Below are 15,298 nucleotides of genomic sequence, written 5' to 3'. Positions count from 1 at the left end.
TTTTGGTTTGGCGGTTGGAAAGGGCTTTTTCGCTACGATGGAAACGCTTTTATTCCTGTAATAAAAGAGGGGCCTTGGGACAAATAGCGTAAAGGGGCAAATGACAGTTTTGTTTTAATCTGAAGATGACATTAATAAATTTAAAGCCGCCACATGCCCTATCTATATCACGTAAAAATAAATCATTAAAAAGTGACATACGGCACCAGCTAACACGAATAAATGCCAAATAACATGAAAAAAAGGTTGCTTGTCTATGGCATAAAACACTATCCCAACAGTATACAACAACCCACCAAGCATGAGTAAAATAATACCTCCAGCATCCATGATGGTATTTAGGTTTGAAAAATCAAATACAATCAACCAACCCATAACTAAATACAGCAGTGTAGAAAACACATTAAACCGTCCTGTAAAAAACAGTTTTAAAACAACACCAAACGCAGCGATACCCCACACCACATAAAAAAGCGTCCACCCCAAGCTTTGTTCCAAACTAATTAATAAAACCGGCGTATAAGTACCTGCGATAAGTAAGTAAATACTAATATGATCTACAATACGAAAATAATGTTTCTTCTTTTCACTAGAAACAGAATGATACAAGGTAGAGGCTGCAAATAGAATCACGATAGACACCCCATAAACAATAACGCTAAATAGACTCCAACTTGTTTTTTGGGTATTATTGAAGACTAAAAAGAGTAAACCAATAATCCCTAAAACAGCTCCAATACCGTGCGTTATCGCATTCCACAATTCTTCCTTTTTCGTTTGTATTCTCATTAAGATTTAGGATAGTTATTAGTAGTTCTATCTTCTTTTTTAAACCATTTATTGGTCAATTCCAGGAAATCAAATTCGATAGCAGATTTCTGTTCTTTTAAAACTCCCGATTGAAAATTGCGTTGCAGGATGTCTTCAATTAAATAATCTTCCTTTACATGTTCGGATCAAACTCGCGTTTTAAAGAAATATCGAACAAACTCGCTGTGTTATTAAACCAAAACGCACGCCAGCCATTTCTCAACGTTTTAATCAACTCAAAAGTAGTTTTTCCTGTTTGTCTATGAATAAGTTTAATCAATATTTGACCTTCCGTTCGCGTTAGTTTTTTCAGTTCTCCCGAAAATTCTTCTTCTATATATTGCTGTACTCTTCTAGCGTATTGTCTTTGCTTGCGCTTAGACTCTAAACTTCCTATTCTTTGGGTTAGAGAATCTAGTCGTTCGCTGGCTAACTTAGCATAAGGATATACTTTTAACGTCTTTCGTCTTAAAATATAGTAACGTCTTTGATCTTGCTTACTGTCAAAATTTAGTTTGTGCAATAGTATGACTTCTTCTAAGTCAATAGTTTCACGCGGAATAGAATCCCCTTCAATAATAATATATTGAACCTCTGTAGCGTCTTGCTCATACGCATCCACCTGAGCAAAATTCAGAATAGGAAACAATAAAAAAAAGTATATCAAATATTTCATATCAATAATAGCTGCTAAAATCATTCCAAATATAGAATTTTAGAGAGACAAAATTACTAATTAACTTAATGCTAACTTCCAATTCCACTTGAATATTGTTATTTTAGACAAAAATTAAAAATAATGGCAAAAAAGAGCATACTTAACAAAAAGTCTATGGACTTTTTAGAAAAATATTTAAACAATGCCGCACCAACGGGATACGAGTGGGACGGTCAAAAAATCCGGATGGACTACCTTAAACCTTATGTAGATGAGTTTATTACAGACACCTATGGTACTGCTGTAGGCGTGATTAATCCCGAAGCAAAATATAAGGTTGTCATTGAAGGTCATGCCGATGAAATTTCTTGGTATGTTAATTATATAAGCGACAATGGCCTTGTATATGTTATAAGAAACGGGGGTAGTGATCACCAGATTGCTCCAAGTAAAATTGTAAATATTCATACTAAAAAAGGCATTGTAAAAGGGGTTTTTGGATGGCCTGCTATTCACACTCGTGACAAATCTAAAGAAGAAGCACCTAAACCAGATAATATTTTTATTGATTGTGGTTGTGAAACAAAAGAAGAGGTAGAGAAATTGGGTGTGCATGTAGGCTGTGTGATTACGTATCCGGACACCTTCCATGTGCTTAATAACGATAAATTTGTTTGTCGTGCCTTAGATAACAGAATGGGTGGTTTTATGATTGCTGAAGTCGCGCGTTTATTAAAAGAAAACAAAAAAACCTTACCTTTTGGTTTATACGTTACCAATTCTGTACAGGAAGAAATTGGATTGCGTGGTGCCGAAATGATAGCACACCGTATTAAACCAAATGTGGCTATAGTAACAGATGTGACGCATGACACGACCACGCCCATGATAGAACAGAAAAAGCAAGGTGCTTTAGAAATGGGTAAAGGACCTGTAGTTGCCTATGCCCCTGCTGTACAACAAAAATTACGTGATTTAATTACAGACACTGCCGAAGCTAATAAAATACCGTTTCAACGTTCTGCCTTGTCAAGAGCCACTGGCACAGATACCGATGCTTTTGCCTACAGCAATGGCGGGGTGGCCTCTGCCTTAATTTCGTTACCGTTGCGCTACATGCATACCACTGTAGAAATGGTGCATCGTGAGGATGTTGAAAATGTAATAAAAATGATTTACGAAACCCTTCTTAATATTAAAGAAGGCGAAACGTTCTCTTATTTTGAATAGTATACCTATTAAGCCTCTTTATTGAGGCTTTTTTTATTCTCAAACACGACATGGATTTACAGAACAAAAAGCATTTATTCGACATTCCGAAGCGATTACCTATTTAAACACCGCAAGCCAATCACCCGCTTTTAAAGCCATTTACGAGGCTGGTTTAGAAGGGTTAAAACAAAAAAACAGGCCTCATACCATTACAGGTCCAGATTATTTTGAACCGGTAATGACACTAAAAAAACTGTTTGCAAAATTGGTAGCTGTTGCTGACCCTGATCGCATTGCAACTATTCCTTCCGTCTCGTATGGGATGGCTACGGTTGCAAATAATATTGTTTTAAAAGAAAATGATGACATTTTAATCATAGACGAACAGTTTCCAAGCAACTATTATTCCTGGCAAAAATTAGCAGATAAATATCAGGCAACAATCAAAACCATTGCTGCTCCTAATGTAACCACCGACAAAGTTAAACTTTGGAACGAAGCTATTTTAGAGGCCATTACAGATCAAACAGCTGTGGTTGCCATGGGAAATATCCATTGGTCTAATGGTAGTTTATTCGATTTAAAAGCCATTAGAGCGAAAAGTAGACAGCATGGTGCTTTACTCATCATTGATGGCAGTCAATCGGTGGGCGCATTACCGTTTTCGGTACAAGAGATTCAACCCGATGCCCTTATTTGTGCAGGTTATAAATGGTTATTTGGTCCCTATGGTTGTGCTTATGCTTATTATGGTGCCTATTTTGATCACGGCGCACCCATTGAAGAAAACTGGACGAATCGATTAAACAGTGAAAATTTTGCCGGATTAACTCATTACCAACCGGAATACAAACCCTTAGCAAACCGATATTGTGTTGGTGAAAGCGGCAATTTTATTTATGTAAAAATGCAGATCGAAGCTTTAAAACAAATTATAGAATGGACACCGAAGCCATTCAAACTTATTGCCGAACATTTCTAAAGCGGCTGTTGAAGCATTAGAAGCCTTAGGTTGCGAGATTGAGGATGCTAATTACAGAACACATCATTTATTTGGTATTAAATTACCTAAAAACCTAGAGGTAACGGCCCTTAAAACGGCATTAAAATCAGAAAACATATTCGTGTAGTTTAGAGGGAATTACATCAGGATTTCGTGTCATTTATTTAATACTACTGAAGATTTTAGCAAGCTTGTAAAATGTCTGACTTCAGTTTTAAAAAAAACGAATTAATTTTGGAAGAATATATTGATATAGTCACTAAATCAGGAGCACCCACTGGAACATCAGCTTTAAAATCTGAAATTCATAGTAAGGGCTATTACCATAACACCGTACATATTTGGTTTTATACTGCTGAAGGCCACATACTGCTCCAGCAACGCGCAGCTACAAAAGCCATTTGCCCGTTACTTTGGGATGTTAGCGTCGCTGGTCATATTGATGCCGGTGAGACCTTAACCCACGGTGCTGTAAGAGAAATTGAAGAAGAAATCGGGCTGACAATTTTAGAAACCGATTTACATAAAATTGGCGTTTTCGAATGTTTTCAAACCTATCCCAATGGCATTATTGATAATGAATTTCATCATACGTTTATTGCGGAATTAAAAGTTGATATTCATGCGTTAGTGCTTCAAAATGAAGAAGTGGAAGCTATAAAACTGGTTTCCATAGCAACGTTTAAAGACTTACTACAACATTCTGAAACGAATGGGCATTTTGTAGCAAGTAATAGAAAATATTATGAATTCGTTTTAGAGCGTATTCAGAAAAGAATAGCGTCATTTTAAACTCCTCTTTCTTCTGATTTTAACTCCTCTTTCTTCTGATTTTTTAAGAAAAATCTGAATTCATTCTCCTCTTTAAAAAAAAGAGGAGAGCACCACTCTGCTTTGCTTACTCAATCTCACTTACACCACTTTGCTTACTGAATACTACTCATTTACTATAGATAGTTAAGACTATTTGCTTTTTTTTTACTGGATTCCTTATTATTTGCTTTCATTCTTTAATTATTCAAATTTAATTATTTAATCAGCTAGCAATAAAGTTTAATCATTCTGCTCCTACCTTTTAAAAAAGGGCGATATGATTTCTGAAAAGGAAATTAGGAGGGTTCTTTTTATTTTTCATACTTTCGTTTTATGGATTTAATTGTCTTTGCGCTTGCACCTATATTTACAGTTATCGTTTATATTTATTTAAAAGATAAATACGAAAAAGAGCCCACAGGTTTACTCTTCGTTTCTTTTCTCTTGGGCGCAGTGGTTAGTATCATTATCACCACACTTCTTTATAGTGTTTTTCATGTAGTGGCCCCACTAACCAACGGTTTAAGTGTGCTACAACAATTCGTACAGGCCTTTTTTGTTGTAGGTTTTAGTGAAGAATTAAGCAAATACCTTATCGTTTTATTATTTGCACAACGCAGAGTCGCGTTTAATGAGCCTTTTGATGGTATCGTATATGCCGTGATGGTTTCTATGGGATTTGCAGCGACAGAAAACATTATGTATGTCTTAGAAAGCGGGCCGTCCACTGCCTTATTAAGGGCTTTTACTGCGGTGCCTGCCCATGCCACTTTTGGAATTTTAATGGGCTATTTTATGGGAAAAGCCAAGTTCTCGAATAACAGAATAAAGCTAAATCTCGCCGGGTTATTGTTAGCCATCTTGTTTCATGGTACTTATGATTTCTTTTTGTTCATCGATTTTATTCCTGGTATTTGGGTTGGTGCTTTTATCTCTTTATTTATTGGTGTTTTCTTATCCGAGAAAAGCCATACGAAAACATCAAATGGCGTCTCATTTTAAAACCCCATAATTTTTTACTCAAACGAATAAACTATTAGATCAAAAGCCTATTTTTATAACTCATTATAATGACCTTTCAAACACCAATTTATGACTACGATTTATAAAGTTAACGTCAATGGATCTTCCGAATTTGATATTACAGAGGACCAGGTTTCTAGCTTAGATGCCATAAAAATTTCAAACACCAAAAGCCACATTCTACAAGACCATAGTCCGTTTCAAACGGAAATTACCGCGGCCAATTTCAACAACAAAGAATACACTGTAAAAGTGAACAACAATACATACACCGTGGCCATTTCAGATGCCTTAGATGTACTCATAAAAGACATGGGGTTTGCTGTAGGTGCCTCAAAACTAGTCAATTCAATAAAAGCACCAATGCCCGGCTTAATTTTAGATATTAGTGTTGCCGTTGGAGACACTATTGAGGAAAACCACCCTTTATTAATCCTTGAAGCCATGAAAATGGAGAATAGTATCCTTTCTCCTAGAGATGGCGTTATTAAATCTATTGCTGTGACCAAGGGTGCAGCGGTTGAGAAAGGTGTTTTATTGATCGAATTCGAATAATCGAATAACTGCTTGTCCTGCAAGGTTTCCAAAACCTTGTAGGTATTAAAAAAAATTAAAGTTAAATTAATAAGATACCCGCATTCGCGGGCATGACTATGAAAAAATTATTAGTTGCTAATAGAGGAGAGATTGCTATTCGCGTGATGCGAACTGCAAAAAAAATGGGCATTAAAACGGTTGCTGTTTATTCGACTATCGATAGAAATGCACCACACGTGAAATATGCCGATGAGGCGGTTTTCATTGGGGAATCCCCTTCCAATCAATCCTATTTATTAGGAGATAAAATAATAGAAGTCGCAAAACAGTTACACGTAGATGCCATTCACCCTGGGTATGGGTTTTTAAGTGAAAATGCCGATTTTGCTGAAAAAGTAGAACAAAACAACCTCATTTTTATAGGCCCTAAGTCGAAGGCTATAAAAATGATGGGAAGTAAATTAGCGGCTAAAGAAGCTGTGAAAGCCTATAATATCCCAATGGTTCCTGGAACCGATGAAGCGATTACAGATATTGCTGAAGCGAAAACTATAGCGACACAAATTGGATTTCCAATACTCATTAAAGCCTCGGCTGGTGGCGGTGGAAAAGGCATGCGTGTCGTTGAAAAAGAAGCCGATTTTGAAGCTCAAATGGATAGGGCCATCAGTGAAGCGGTTAACGCTTTTGGTGATGGGTCTGTGTTTATCGAAAAATATGTAGCCTCTCCGCGTCATATAGAAATTCAAGTCATGGCAGATACGCACGGTAATGTTATTCATCTTTTTGAAAGAGAATGTAGCATCCGGAGGCGGCATCAAAAAGTCGTTGAAGAAGCCCCATCCTCGGTCTTAACTCCAGCATTACGTGATACCATGGGAGAAGCGGCTATAAAAGTAGCTAAAGCTTGTGATTATGTTGGTGCTGGAACGGTTGAATTTCTTTTAGACGATGCCCACAACTTCTACTTTCCGGAAATGAATACCAGGCTACAAGTGGAGCACCCCGTTACCGAATTAATTTCTAACACCGATTTAGTCGAACTTCAAATCCGAGTGGCACGTGGTGAAGTATTGCCTTTAAAACAAGACGATTTAAAAATCACAGGACACGCTCTAGAATTGCGCGTTTATGCCGAAGATCCTTTAAACGATTTTTTACCCAGTGTGGGGCATTTAAATGTTTACCAATTGCCTGTTGGCGACAATATTCGTGTCGATAATGGCTTTGAAGAAGGCATGGATATTCCCATTTACTATGATCCCATGCTTTCTAAGTTAATCACGTATGGAAAAACGAGAGATGAAGCCATTCAACTCATGCTAAAAGCCATTCATGATTATAAAATTGAAGGCGTGAGCACGACATTGGCGTTCGGAAGCTTTGTTTTTGAACACGAGGCCTTCCGTTCGGGACACTTCAATACGCATTTTGTGAAACAATACTATTCCCCTGAAGCCTTAAAGGCAAAACAAGAAGAAGAGGCGAAAATTGCAGCCTTAGTGGCTGTAAAACAATATATGGAAGATCAAAAACGATTACGTTTACCAAACTAGACTATCATGGATTCTAAAATAAAAGACTTAAACGAAAAATTAGCACAGGCCTATTTAGGTGGTGGGCAAAATAGAATTGACAAACAACACGAGAAAAAGAAATTAACCGCGCGCGAGCGTGTTAATTACCTGTTAGACGAAGGGTCTTTTGAAGAAATTGGTGCTTTAGTAACCCATAGAACCAAAGACTTCGGCATGGAAAAGCAGCAGTTTTATGGCGATGGTGTGGTTACTGGCTACGGTACCATAAACGGCAGATTGGTGTATGTTTTTGCTCAGGATTTTACGGTGTTTGGTGGTTCTTTATCTGAAACCCACGCCGAAAAAATTTGTAAGGTTATGGATTTGGCTGTAAAAGTTGGCGCCCCTATTATTGGCCTAAACGATTCCGGTGGGGCCCGAATTCAAGAAGGCGTACGCTCTCTTGGTGGCTATGCGGATATCTTTTATAAAAACGTACAAGCCTCAGGGGTTATTCCGCAAATTTCTGCTATTATGGGGCCCTGTGCAGGAGGCGCGGTGTATTCACCAGCCATGACCGATTTTACCTTAATGGTGGAAGACACCAGTTATATGTTTGTTACCGGTCCTAACGTGGTTAAAACCGTTACTAATGAAACGGTAACTTCAGAAGAACTTGGTGGTGCCAGCACGCACTCTACAAAATCTGGTGTGACTCACAAAACATCTGCTAATGACATTGCCTGTTTAGAAGACATAAAAAAACTACTAAGCTATTTGCCACAAAACAATACAACATCCCCACCCCTATTGCCTTTTGAGCTTAAAGAAGAGCTTAGAGACGCATTGTCTCACATCATTCCCGACAATGCAAACAAGCCTTATGACATGCATCTGGTGATTAGCGGTATTATTGACGCCGATTCTTTTTATGAAATCCATAAAGATTATGCCGAAAATATTATTGTTGGTTTTGCACGTCTTGGTGGAAGAAGTATCGGTATTGTTGCCAATCAGCCACAGTTTTTAGCGGGTGTTTTAGATGTTAACAGTTCTAAAAAAGCTGCGCGTTTTGTAAGATTCTGTGATGCCTTCAATATTCCTTTGTTGGTATTAGAAGATGTCCCAGGCTTTTTACCAGGAACAGACCAAGAGTGGAACGGGATCATTGTACATGGTGCCAAACTGTTATATGCGTTTAGCGAAGCAACAGTACCCCGAGTGACTGTTATTACGCGTAAAGCCTATGGTGGTGCTTACGATGTTATGAACTCTAAGCACATTGGAGCAGACATGAATTTTGCATGGCCTAGTGCCGAAATTGCGGTTATGGGTGCCAAGGGTGCCGCTGAAATTATTTTTAAAAACGAAATTAAATCGGCCGACAATCCCGAACAAAAGTGGAAAGAAAAAGAAGCCGAATACGCCGAGTTATTTGCGAACCCCTACAGTGCTTCAGAGCGTGGTTTTATTGATGAAGTGATCTTACCAAAAGACACGAGACGAAAACTCATCAAGGCTTTTTCTATGCTGGAAAACAAGGAAGTCGATAGACCAAAACGAAAACACGGAAACATTCCGTTATAAAAACAAAAAGCCACTCCGGATAGAGTGTCTTTTTGTTTTTTAAAAGGGCATATGAGACAGGATATCAACCACCGAGGCAATAATGTATTCCACCCCAATAGCGATAACGATAAAACCAATAATTCTAGACAAGGCATTAATACCGGAGGCTCCTAAAAATCTTACAATAAAATGGGCACTTTTTAATATTAAATAAATGGTTAACGCTGCTAATACTAATGCCCCGACAATCGTTAAAACATCTACAGTACTTTGGTAGTCTTGCTTGTAGCTAATCAGTAAAGAAATGGTTCCCGGACCAGCCAACATAGGTATGGCTAAAGGGGTTAGTGAGATGGCATCACGAGAATGAATATCGTCTTGTACTCTTTGTAATTTCATCCCTTTATGCTCTCTAAATTTACCAGTAAGCAAAGCAAATCCTGAGGAAGCAATAATGAGACCTCCTGCGATTTTTAAAGCATTTAAACTGATCCCGAAAAAAGACAAGATATAATTCCCTGCAAAAAAGGACAATAATAGGATGACCGGAACATCTATAGCCGTCCAAAAGGCGGTGATGGCCCGTTCTTTTTTACTGTGTTCTTCTGTTAATCCCACAAAAACAGGCACGGTTCCTAAAGGATTCATAATCGAGAATAAGGCCCCAAAGGCGACTAAAAATAACTCCATTGTTTTTTTAGCAAAGGGACGCTTCTTTTTAGAGGTATTGGTTAAAATAATCTTATGGAAAAGTTACCAAATTGTAAAATTTTTAATGAGAATCCAATAGCCGTCTGTGATAATTTATTTGACCTAAATGGTAGGCCAAGTGCATGGCTAAATGCATTAAAAAATATTCGGTGGTCATGGCATCTTCATCTGCGCGACGCCGGTAATCTTTTTGTAGATCCTCAGGGGTTAATGTCTTTAAAGTGTTTTCAACAATAACCATGACTTGATCGACTTGTTGAATTAATTCAGCTCCGGGAACCTGTTTTAAAGAAAACTCTAAGTCGCGTTGTCTTACGTAACCCGTGTTACCAAATTCGGCACCAATAAAATGATTGAGGTTCCCCACAATATGCAAACACAGGTTCCCTGTAGAATTAGAGATCCCATCTGTAACGCCCCACAAAAGCGCTTCATTGGTATAGCACTCCAATTCCTGCTTTAGCTTTGTTAAATCCTTATGAAATAGTTTTATTAAGCTCGTAGTCATCATAAGCAATACTCAAATTATATTTTTGCCTGATAAGTATACAGGTCATAATACCGGCCTTCGGCAGCAATTAGGGCGTCATGATTCCCACGTTCTACAATACGACCATTCTCAATCACTAAAATTTGATCGGCTTTACGAATGGTACTCAAACGGTGGGCAATCACTATCGTCGTTCTGTTTTTCGTTAATTCAGCCAAACTCTTCTGAATCAAACCTTCACTTTCTGTATCTAAATTAGAGGTGGCTTCGTCTAAGATTATAATTTTAGGGTCGGCCAAAATAGCTCTTGCAATGGCGATACGTTGGCGTTGTCCACCAGACAATTTTACGCCTCTTTCTCCAATTAAGGTTTCTAAACCAGCATCAAAACGGTCTGTAAACTCATTCACATAGGCGGCTTTTACAGCGGCCTGCACTTGTGCTTCGGAAGCATTAGGTCTCGGAAACATAATGTTCTCTCTAATGGTGCCTTCAAACAAAAATTCATCTTGTAATACCACGCCTAAATGTTTTCTGAAGCTTTTCAATTTCACTTGCGATAAATCTTCACCATCAATAGTAATGGTTCCTGTTTTCGGATTTAAGAACGTCGCAGATAATCCTGCAATGGTCGATTTTCCGAACCCGAACTACCAACTAAGGCAATGACCGAACCCGAATCTGCCTTAAAGCTAATGTTGTGCAACACCGGCTTACCCGCTTCATATTCAAAAGACACGTCATTAAACACCATATCGCCTTTTAAGGTTTTAAGTGCAATGGTTCTGTTGGTATCGTCTTCTTCGGTAGCCATATTCATTAACTCTTCGGTACGATCTAAACCGGCTAAAGCTTCTGTTAACTGACTGCCAATATTACTCATTTGTACAATAGGGGCTATCATAAAGCCTAAAACCAAAGTAAAGAACAGAAAATCTCCTGTAGTCATTTCACCTATCATCATATAATAACCACCAATACCCATGATTCCAGTAGTGGCGACTCCTATTAAAAAAGTGGAAGAACTGGTCATTAACGCGGTTGCCGTTAAGCTCTTTTTTACATTTTGATAGAGTCTATCGACCCCTTTTTCGAAAATTTTATTTTCCTGTTCTTCGGCATTAAAGGCTTTAATCACCCGAACGCCGAGACAGTGTTTCTGTTAAACGCCCCGTAACCTCAGCATTAATTTTGCCTCGGGTTCTAAAAATAGGACGAATGTATTTGAAGGCTTTTAATGCGATAATTCCGAAAATGGATAGGGGCACAAACACGAAGAGTGTCATCCAAGCATTCAGTTTTATCAAAATAATTAAAGACACGATAGCCGTAAACGAACCGCCCACCAATTGCACTAAACCTGTACCAATTAAGTTTCTTACGCCTTCAACATCTGTCATAATACGTGATACTAAAGCGCCCGATTTTGTATTGTCGAAAAAACGAATGGGTAACGATAAAACCTTCTTTTGTACTTGAGCACGCAATTCAGAAATTAAATACTGCGCTTGAACACTTAATATTTTTGTGAGTAAAAACGAAGTGACTGCCTGAATAGTAATCGCAACAATAACGATTACAATGAGTGTCCATAATTTACTAGTGTCATTACTGGGCACCACATCATCCAATAATACTTTACTCTGCCAAGGCAAGACCAATCCAGACAAACTGCGAATGACAATAAGCACTAAGCCTATAAAAACAAGTTTTCGTCTCGGGCGAGATGATTGTTTTAAAGGCCTGTTTTAAGGTCACTTTTGGTTTTCCTTTCTCTTTTTTATCTGACGATTTAAAATGCTGCATACTCTAAAATTTGAATCACAAAGATACGTTTGAAACGCCTCATATTTTATTCCAAAAGTCAATGTTTTGTTAATTAAAGTGATTGTTATTTTTATGTTTCCTTTTACACTATTTTTGCAGCATGCAAAATCAACCTGTAAAAGCTGAGTTTGTTGCTTTAATGGCAGCACTTATGTCCCTAGTCGCCCTCTCTATAGATGCCTTATTACCGGCATTGCCTGAGATTGGTGATCATATTGGTGTTACAGACCCGGCAAACAATCAATTATTGATTACCATGATCTTTTTAGGTTTAGGGTTTGGTCAGCTTATTTTCGGACCCTTGTCTGATAGTTTTGGTCGGAAACCAATGGTGTATTTTGGCTTTGCTATTTTTGTAATCGCCAGCATCGTTTGTGTGACCACTAAAAGTTTCGAAATGATGATCATTGGGCGTATTCTCCAAGGTGTTGGCCTATCGTCTCCGCGTACTATAGCCATTGCTATGATTCGCGATAGTTACAGCGGCGATCATATGGCAAAAATTTTATCGATCGTAGTCATGTTTTTTATTCTTATACCCGTCGTTGCCCCCACTTTAGGGCAGTTTTTATTACATGTCGCTAACTGGCAAGCTATTTTTAATGTGAATGTTATTGTTGGCTTATTAGTTATTGTGTGGTTTTGGAGACGACAACCCGAAACCCTTCACAAGGAATATCAAACTAAATTTTCATTAAAACGCTATGCCATTAGTGCCAGAGAATTTTTTAAACATAAGGAGTCTGTTGCTTTTACCTTAGTGTCCGGCTTTATAACCGGTTCTTTTATGGTGTACCTCAGTACTTCGCAACAAATATTTCAAGACCAATATGGTTTAGGGGACTTGTTTCCGTACTTTTTTGCCACATCTGCCCTTGCAGTAGGGTCTTCTACCTTTATGAACAGCCGTTTGGTTATGAGATTTGGATCTATGCGCATTGCTTATATTGCCACCATCGCCTATATGATGATCTCCATGCTTTATATTCTTATCTTTTTTAATGGGAACAACCCGAGTATTTATGTGCTGATTGGTTTCTTTATGTTCCAATTTTTTGCTGTAGGCTTACTTTTTGGAAATTTACGTGCCTTGGCCATGGAACCCTTGGGCCATATTGCCGGCATGGGCTCTGCTATTAATGGTTTTATTTCCACAGTTATGGCAGTACCTATTGCGAATTTTATTGGGAGTTATGTAAAGACTTCGGTGTTACCCCTTTTTATAGGCTTTTCGTTTTTTGGTTTGTTGTCTTTCCTCGTTTTTATATATGTTAGAAGGCAGCAGGCAGCTGTTGCTAAGGCCTAAACAAAACTACTTTTACACCCCAATTTTCTAAAAAATATTTCTAGAAGAGAAAAACCAAACACAAGAGATTTCTCTTAACTTCAATATTTGAAATATGGTTATGCCTTCAAAAATCATCTATAAAATATTGAATTTAAATGCGGTATTTACATCAAATACTCAAATTTCACAATTAAATAACTTAGTAACATTCGCGTAAGGTTTTTTTAAAACAAGCATCATTTTTTGTTAACATCATTAAGAGGTGGTAAGACTAATTTTGGAACAATTAATCTAACAACCTAAAAAAACGATGAACACATTAAAACAACTTTTATTATTAGTCTTACTGTTTTGCTCCATAGGATTTCTTGCCATGTCATGCGAGGATGGCAAAGATGGTCTTAACGGGCAAGATGGAACCGATGGACAAAATGGAACCGATGGATCAGACGGTGATGATTTCACGCCTTCGCCTTTATTATTTTCAAACAAATCCCTATTGAGTCCGTTAGTAAACATACACTCCAATTTTAATTCGGTCACTGCTTATTCTTTAATAAGTTCTACAGATGTGCTGTCCAATGGGTTCCGTCTGGTGGGTGCTCAAGACGGTGCTGGATTGTTAAAAGATGGCGACGAATACATCTATATTGTAAATGCTGAAGATGACTATAGTGTTTCCGAATTCGTTTTGATGAAAACATGAACCCCATTAAAGGGGAATGGTTACTAAATGCTGGTGTTGCAGATTATGCCGGACAATGTTCGGGTACCATGTGGGAGGCTGCCATTCATGGGGGCTCGCAAGATCTCTTTTTATCAGCGTCTGAAAGTATTGCCTACGACGTAAAAGCTATTGATCCTTGGGTGACCATACCTACTCCAACAGCCGATTTTGGCTTAGACGCCCTTGGTGAATTTTCTTGGGAAAATGCTGTGCCCTTACCTAAAACTGCCTATTCGGGTAAAACAGTAATTATTGGTGGTGATGATGATTCCAGTGGCTCTGAAGGTCAGCTTATCATGTATTTATCTGAGAATGGCGATGCCGATTTAGACAATGGGAAAATCTATGTTTTAAGATTTCAACAGGTCTCAAATGGCACCAATGGGGTACAAAATGTGGCGCCCAATACAGTTTATAATGAAAGCAGTTTAGATTTTCAATCGTCTTACGCCGTAGAATTTGTAGAGATCGTTAATGGCAGTAGCTTCACTAAAAACGAAATGGAAACCGCCTGTACCAACGTTTTTGCATCTCAATTCATGCGTGTAGAAGATGTAGATTATCAAAAAGGCAGTGATGCCAATGCAAGAAATGTGTTCTTCGCCGTAACTGGTAGAGGTCCTGGTCAAGGTACTTATAATGATTGGGGAACGATTTATAAATTAGTATTAGACCCAGTAAACCCTTTGCAAGGCACCTTAAAGCAAATCGTGAGTGGCAATACAGATACAAACAATATGGATGGTAATTTAAGTGCTTTACAAAGTCCAGATAATATTTGCGTCACAGAAAACTATATCTACATACAAGAAGACCCAAATTCTTTTAGTCGTGGGCATGCCGCACAAATCTATCAGACCGATTTAAATGGAAACAATGCCGCTGTTGTTTTAGAACTCAAAACAGAAAGTAATCTTGATCCTTCGGGAAGCACTGCTTATTCAGGAGAATTTGGAGCGCTTATTGACGTTTCAGATAAATTGGGACAACCGGATACGTTTATGCTAAACTTGCAACCACATTACTGGAAAAGTGATGAATTTGCCTCTGCAAATCAGCCTCACAATCAAGGGGGACAAATTCTTTTATTGCAAGGTTTACCAAGATAATTTA

General features: G+C 38.0%; 14 protein-coding genes and 2 pseudogenes. 11 read left to right on the top strand and 5 right to left on the bottom strand.

The genetic code is table 11. From position 1 onward, the window contains the following. Positions 1-162 precede the first annotated feature (162 nt). Positions 163-789, bottom strand: coding sequence for a PAQR family membrane homeostasis protein TrhA (trhA, locus tag N7U66_RS00430; RefSeq protein WP_267676876.1), 627 nt, complete (start codon positions 787-789; stop codon positions 163-165). Beyond that, a pseudogene (locus tag N7U66_RS00425) lies at positions 789-1,486 on the bottom strand (DUF4294 domain-containing protein). The gene trhA and the pseudogene N7U66_RS00425 overlap by 1 nt, the downstream one beginning before the upstream one ends. Positions 1,487-1,609: 123 nt before the next feature. Here N7U66_RS00425 and N7U66_RS00420 point away from each other — a divergent pair. The 8 genes from N7U66_RS00420 to N7U66_RS00385 all read left to right on the top strand — a co-directional run bounded on the left by N7U66_RS00420 (position 1,610) and on the right by N7U66_RS00385 (position 9,160). Beyond that, complete coding sequence (locus N7U66_RS00420) at positions 1,610-2,698, top strand: M42 family metallopeptidase (RefSeq protein ID WP_267676875.1); 1,089 nt, start codon at positions 1,610-1,612, stop codon at positions 2,696-2,698. A gap of 220 nt (positions 2,699-2,918) precedes the next feature. Beyond that, the gene (locus tag N7U66_RS00415; RefSeq protein WP_267676874.1) at positions 2,919-3,662 is read left to right on the top strand and encodes an aminotransferase class V-fold PLP-dependent enzyme; all 744 of its coding nucleotides are present in this window, start codon (positions 2,919-2,921) and stop codon (positions 3,660-3,662) included. Then, positions 3,646-3,810 carry a hypothetical protein gene (locus tag N7U66_RS00410; protein WP_267676873.1) on the top strand — a complete coding sequence of 55 codons (165 nt, stop codon included), beginning with the start codon at positions 3,646-3,648 and terminating at the stop codon, positions 3,808-3,810. The genes N7U66_RS00415 and N7U66_RS00410 overlap by 17 nt, the downstream gene beginning before the upstream one ends. Positions 3,811-3,917: 107 nt before the next feature. Beyond that, a complete protein-coding gene (locus N7U66_RS00405; RefSeq protein ID WP_267676872.1) occupies positions 3,918-4,475 on the top strand; it encodes an NUDIX hydrolase in 558 nt (185 codons plus the stop codon). 354 nt (positions 4,476-4,829) lie between these two features. Continuing rightward, a complete protein-coding gene (locus N7U66_RS00400; RefSeq protein ID WP_313791347.1) occupies positions 4,830-5,498 on the top strand; it encodes a PrsW family intramembrane metalloprotease in 669 nt (222 codons plus the stop codon). Between the two features lie 90 nt (positions 5,499-5,588). Continuing rightward, positions 5,589-6,074, top strand: a complete 486-nt coding sequence (locus N7U66_RS00395; RefSeq protein ID WP_267676871.1) for an acetyl-CoA carboxylase biotin carboxyl carrier protein subunit — start codon at positions 5,589-5,591, stop codon at positions 6,072-6,074. Positions 6,075-6,172: 98 nt separating this feature from the next. Next, positions 6,173-7,612: an acetyl-CoA carboxylase biotin carboxylase subunit gene (locus N7U66_RS00390; RefSeq protein WP_267676870.1), complete on the top strand. Its 1,440-nt coding sequence runs from the start codon at positions 6,173-6,175 to the stop codon at positions 7,610-7,612. Positions 7,613-7,618: 6 nt separating this feature from the next. Then, the gene (locus N7U66_RS00385; RefSeq protein ID WP_267676869.1) at positions 7,619-9,160 is read left to right on the top strand and encodes an acyl-CoA carboxylase subunit beta; all 1,542 of its coding nucleotides are present in this window, start codon (positions 7,619-7,621) and stop codon (positions 9,158-9,160) included. A 39-nt stretch (positions 9,161-9,199) separates the two neighbouring features. Here N7U66_RS00385 and N7U66_RS00380 read toward each other — a convergent pair whose 3' ends face one another. The 3 genes and pseudogenes from N7U66_RS00380 to N7U66_RS00370 all read right to left on the bottom strand — a co-directional run bounded on the left by N7U66_RS00380 (position 9,200) and on the right by N7U66_RS00370 (position 12,149). Beyond that, positions 9,200-9,832: a MarC family NAAT transporter gene (locus tag N7U66_RS00380; protein ID WP_267676868.1), complete on the bottom strand. Its 633-nt coding sequence runs from the start codon at positions 9,830-9,832 to the stop codon at positions 9,200-9,202. An 82-nt stretch (positions 9,833-9,914) separates the two neighbouring features. Continuing rightward, on the bottom strand, positions 9,915-10,364 hold the full coding sequence (locus N7U66_RS00375) for a DinB family protein (protein WP_267676867.1): 450 nt from the start codon (positions 10,362-10,364) through the stop codon (positions 9,915-9,917). Positions 10,365-10,378: 14 nt separating this feature from the next. Beyond that, positions 10,379-12,149, bottom strand: a pseudogene (locus tag N7U66_RS00370) (ABC transporter ATP-binding protein). Positions 12,150-12,270: 121 nt separating this feature from the next. Here N7U66_RS00370 and N7U66_RS00365 point away from each other — a divergent pair. The 3 genes from N7U66_RS00365 (at position 12,271) to N7U66_RS00355 (ending at position 15,294) form a co-directional block, all read left to right on the top strand. Further along, on the top strand, positions 12,271-13,476 hold the full coding sequence (locus N7U66_RS00365; RefSeq protein ID WP_267676866.1) for a multidrug effflux MFS transporter: 1,206 nt from the start codon (positions 12,271-12,273) through the stop codon (positions 13,474-13,476). Positions 13,477-13,768: 292 nt separating this feature from the next. Then, positions 13,769-14,164 carry a hypothetical protein gene (locus N7U66_RS00360; protein ID WP_267676865.1) on the top strand — a complete coding sequence of 132 codons (396 nt, stop codon included), beginning with the start codon at positions 13,769-13,771 and terminating at the stop codon, positions 14,162-14,164. Beyond that, the gene (locus N7U66_RS00355; RefSeq protein WP_267676864.1) at positions 14,161-15,294 is read left to right on the top strand and encodes a PhoX family protein; all 1,134 of its coding nucleotides are present in this window, start codon (positions 14,161-14,163) and stop codon (positions 15,292-15,294) included. The genes N7U66_RS00360 and N7U66_RS00355 overlap by 4 nt, the downstream gene beginning before the upstream one ends. Positions 15,295-15,298 lie beyond the last annotated feature (4 nt).

Source organism: Lacinutrix neustonica, from assembly GCF_026625145.1.
GTDB classification, from domain to species: domain Bacteria; phylum Bacteroidota; class Bacteroidia; order Flavobacteriales; family Flavobacteriaceae; genus Lacinutrix; species Lacinutrix neustonica.
This window is presented reverse-complemented; position numbering and strand designations above follow the sequence as displayed.

Coding starts and splice junctions, on each gene's coding strand:
- N7U66_RS00355 (WP_267676864.1), top strand. CDS start 14,161: ATGAACCCCATTAAAGGGGAATGGTTACTAAATGCTGGTGTTGCAGAT.
- N7U66_RS00385 (WP_267676869.1), top strand. CDS start 7,619: ATGGATTCTAAAATAAAAGACTTAAACGAAAAATTAGCACAGGCCTAT.
- N7U66_RS00380 (WP_267676868.1), bottom strand. CDS start 9,832: ATGGAGTTATTTTTAGTCGCCTTTGGGGCCTTATTCTCGATTATGAAT.
- N7U66_RS00420 (WP_267676875.1), top strand. CDS start 1,610: ATGGCAAAAAAGAGCATACTTAACAAAAAGTCTATGGACTTTTTAGAA.
- N7U66_RS00400 (WP_313791347.1), top strand. CDS start 4,830: ATGGATTTAATTGTCTTTGCGCTTGCACCTATATTTACAGTTATCGTT.
- N7U66_RS00415 (WP_267676874.1), top strand. CDS start 2,919: ATGACACTAAAAAAACTGTTTGCAAAATTGGTAGCTGTTGCTGACCCT.
- N7U66_RS00375 (WP_267676867.1), bottom strand. CDS start 10,364: ATGATGACTACGAGCTTAATAAAACTATTTCATAAGGATTTAACAAAG.
- trhA (WP_267676876.1), bottom strand. CDS start 789: ATGAGAATACAAACGAAAAAGGAAGAATTGTGGAATGCGATAACGCAC.
- N7U66_RS00360 (WP_267676865.1), top strand. CDS start 13,769: ATGAACACATTAAAACAACTTTTATTATTAGTCTTACTGTTTTGCTCC.
- N7U66_RS00390 (WP_267676870.1), top strand. CDS start 6,173: ATGAAAAAATTATTAGTTGCTAATAGAGGAGAGATTGCTATTCGCGTG.
- N7U66_RS00365 (WP_267676866.1), top strand. CDS start 12,271: ATGCAAAATCAACCTGTAAAAGCTGAGTTTGTTGCTTTAATGGCAGCA.
- N7U66_RS00395 (WP_267676871.1), top strand. CDS start 5,589: ATGACTACGATTTATAAAGTTAACGTCAATGGATCTTCCGAATTTGAT.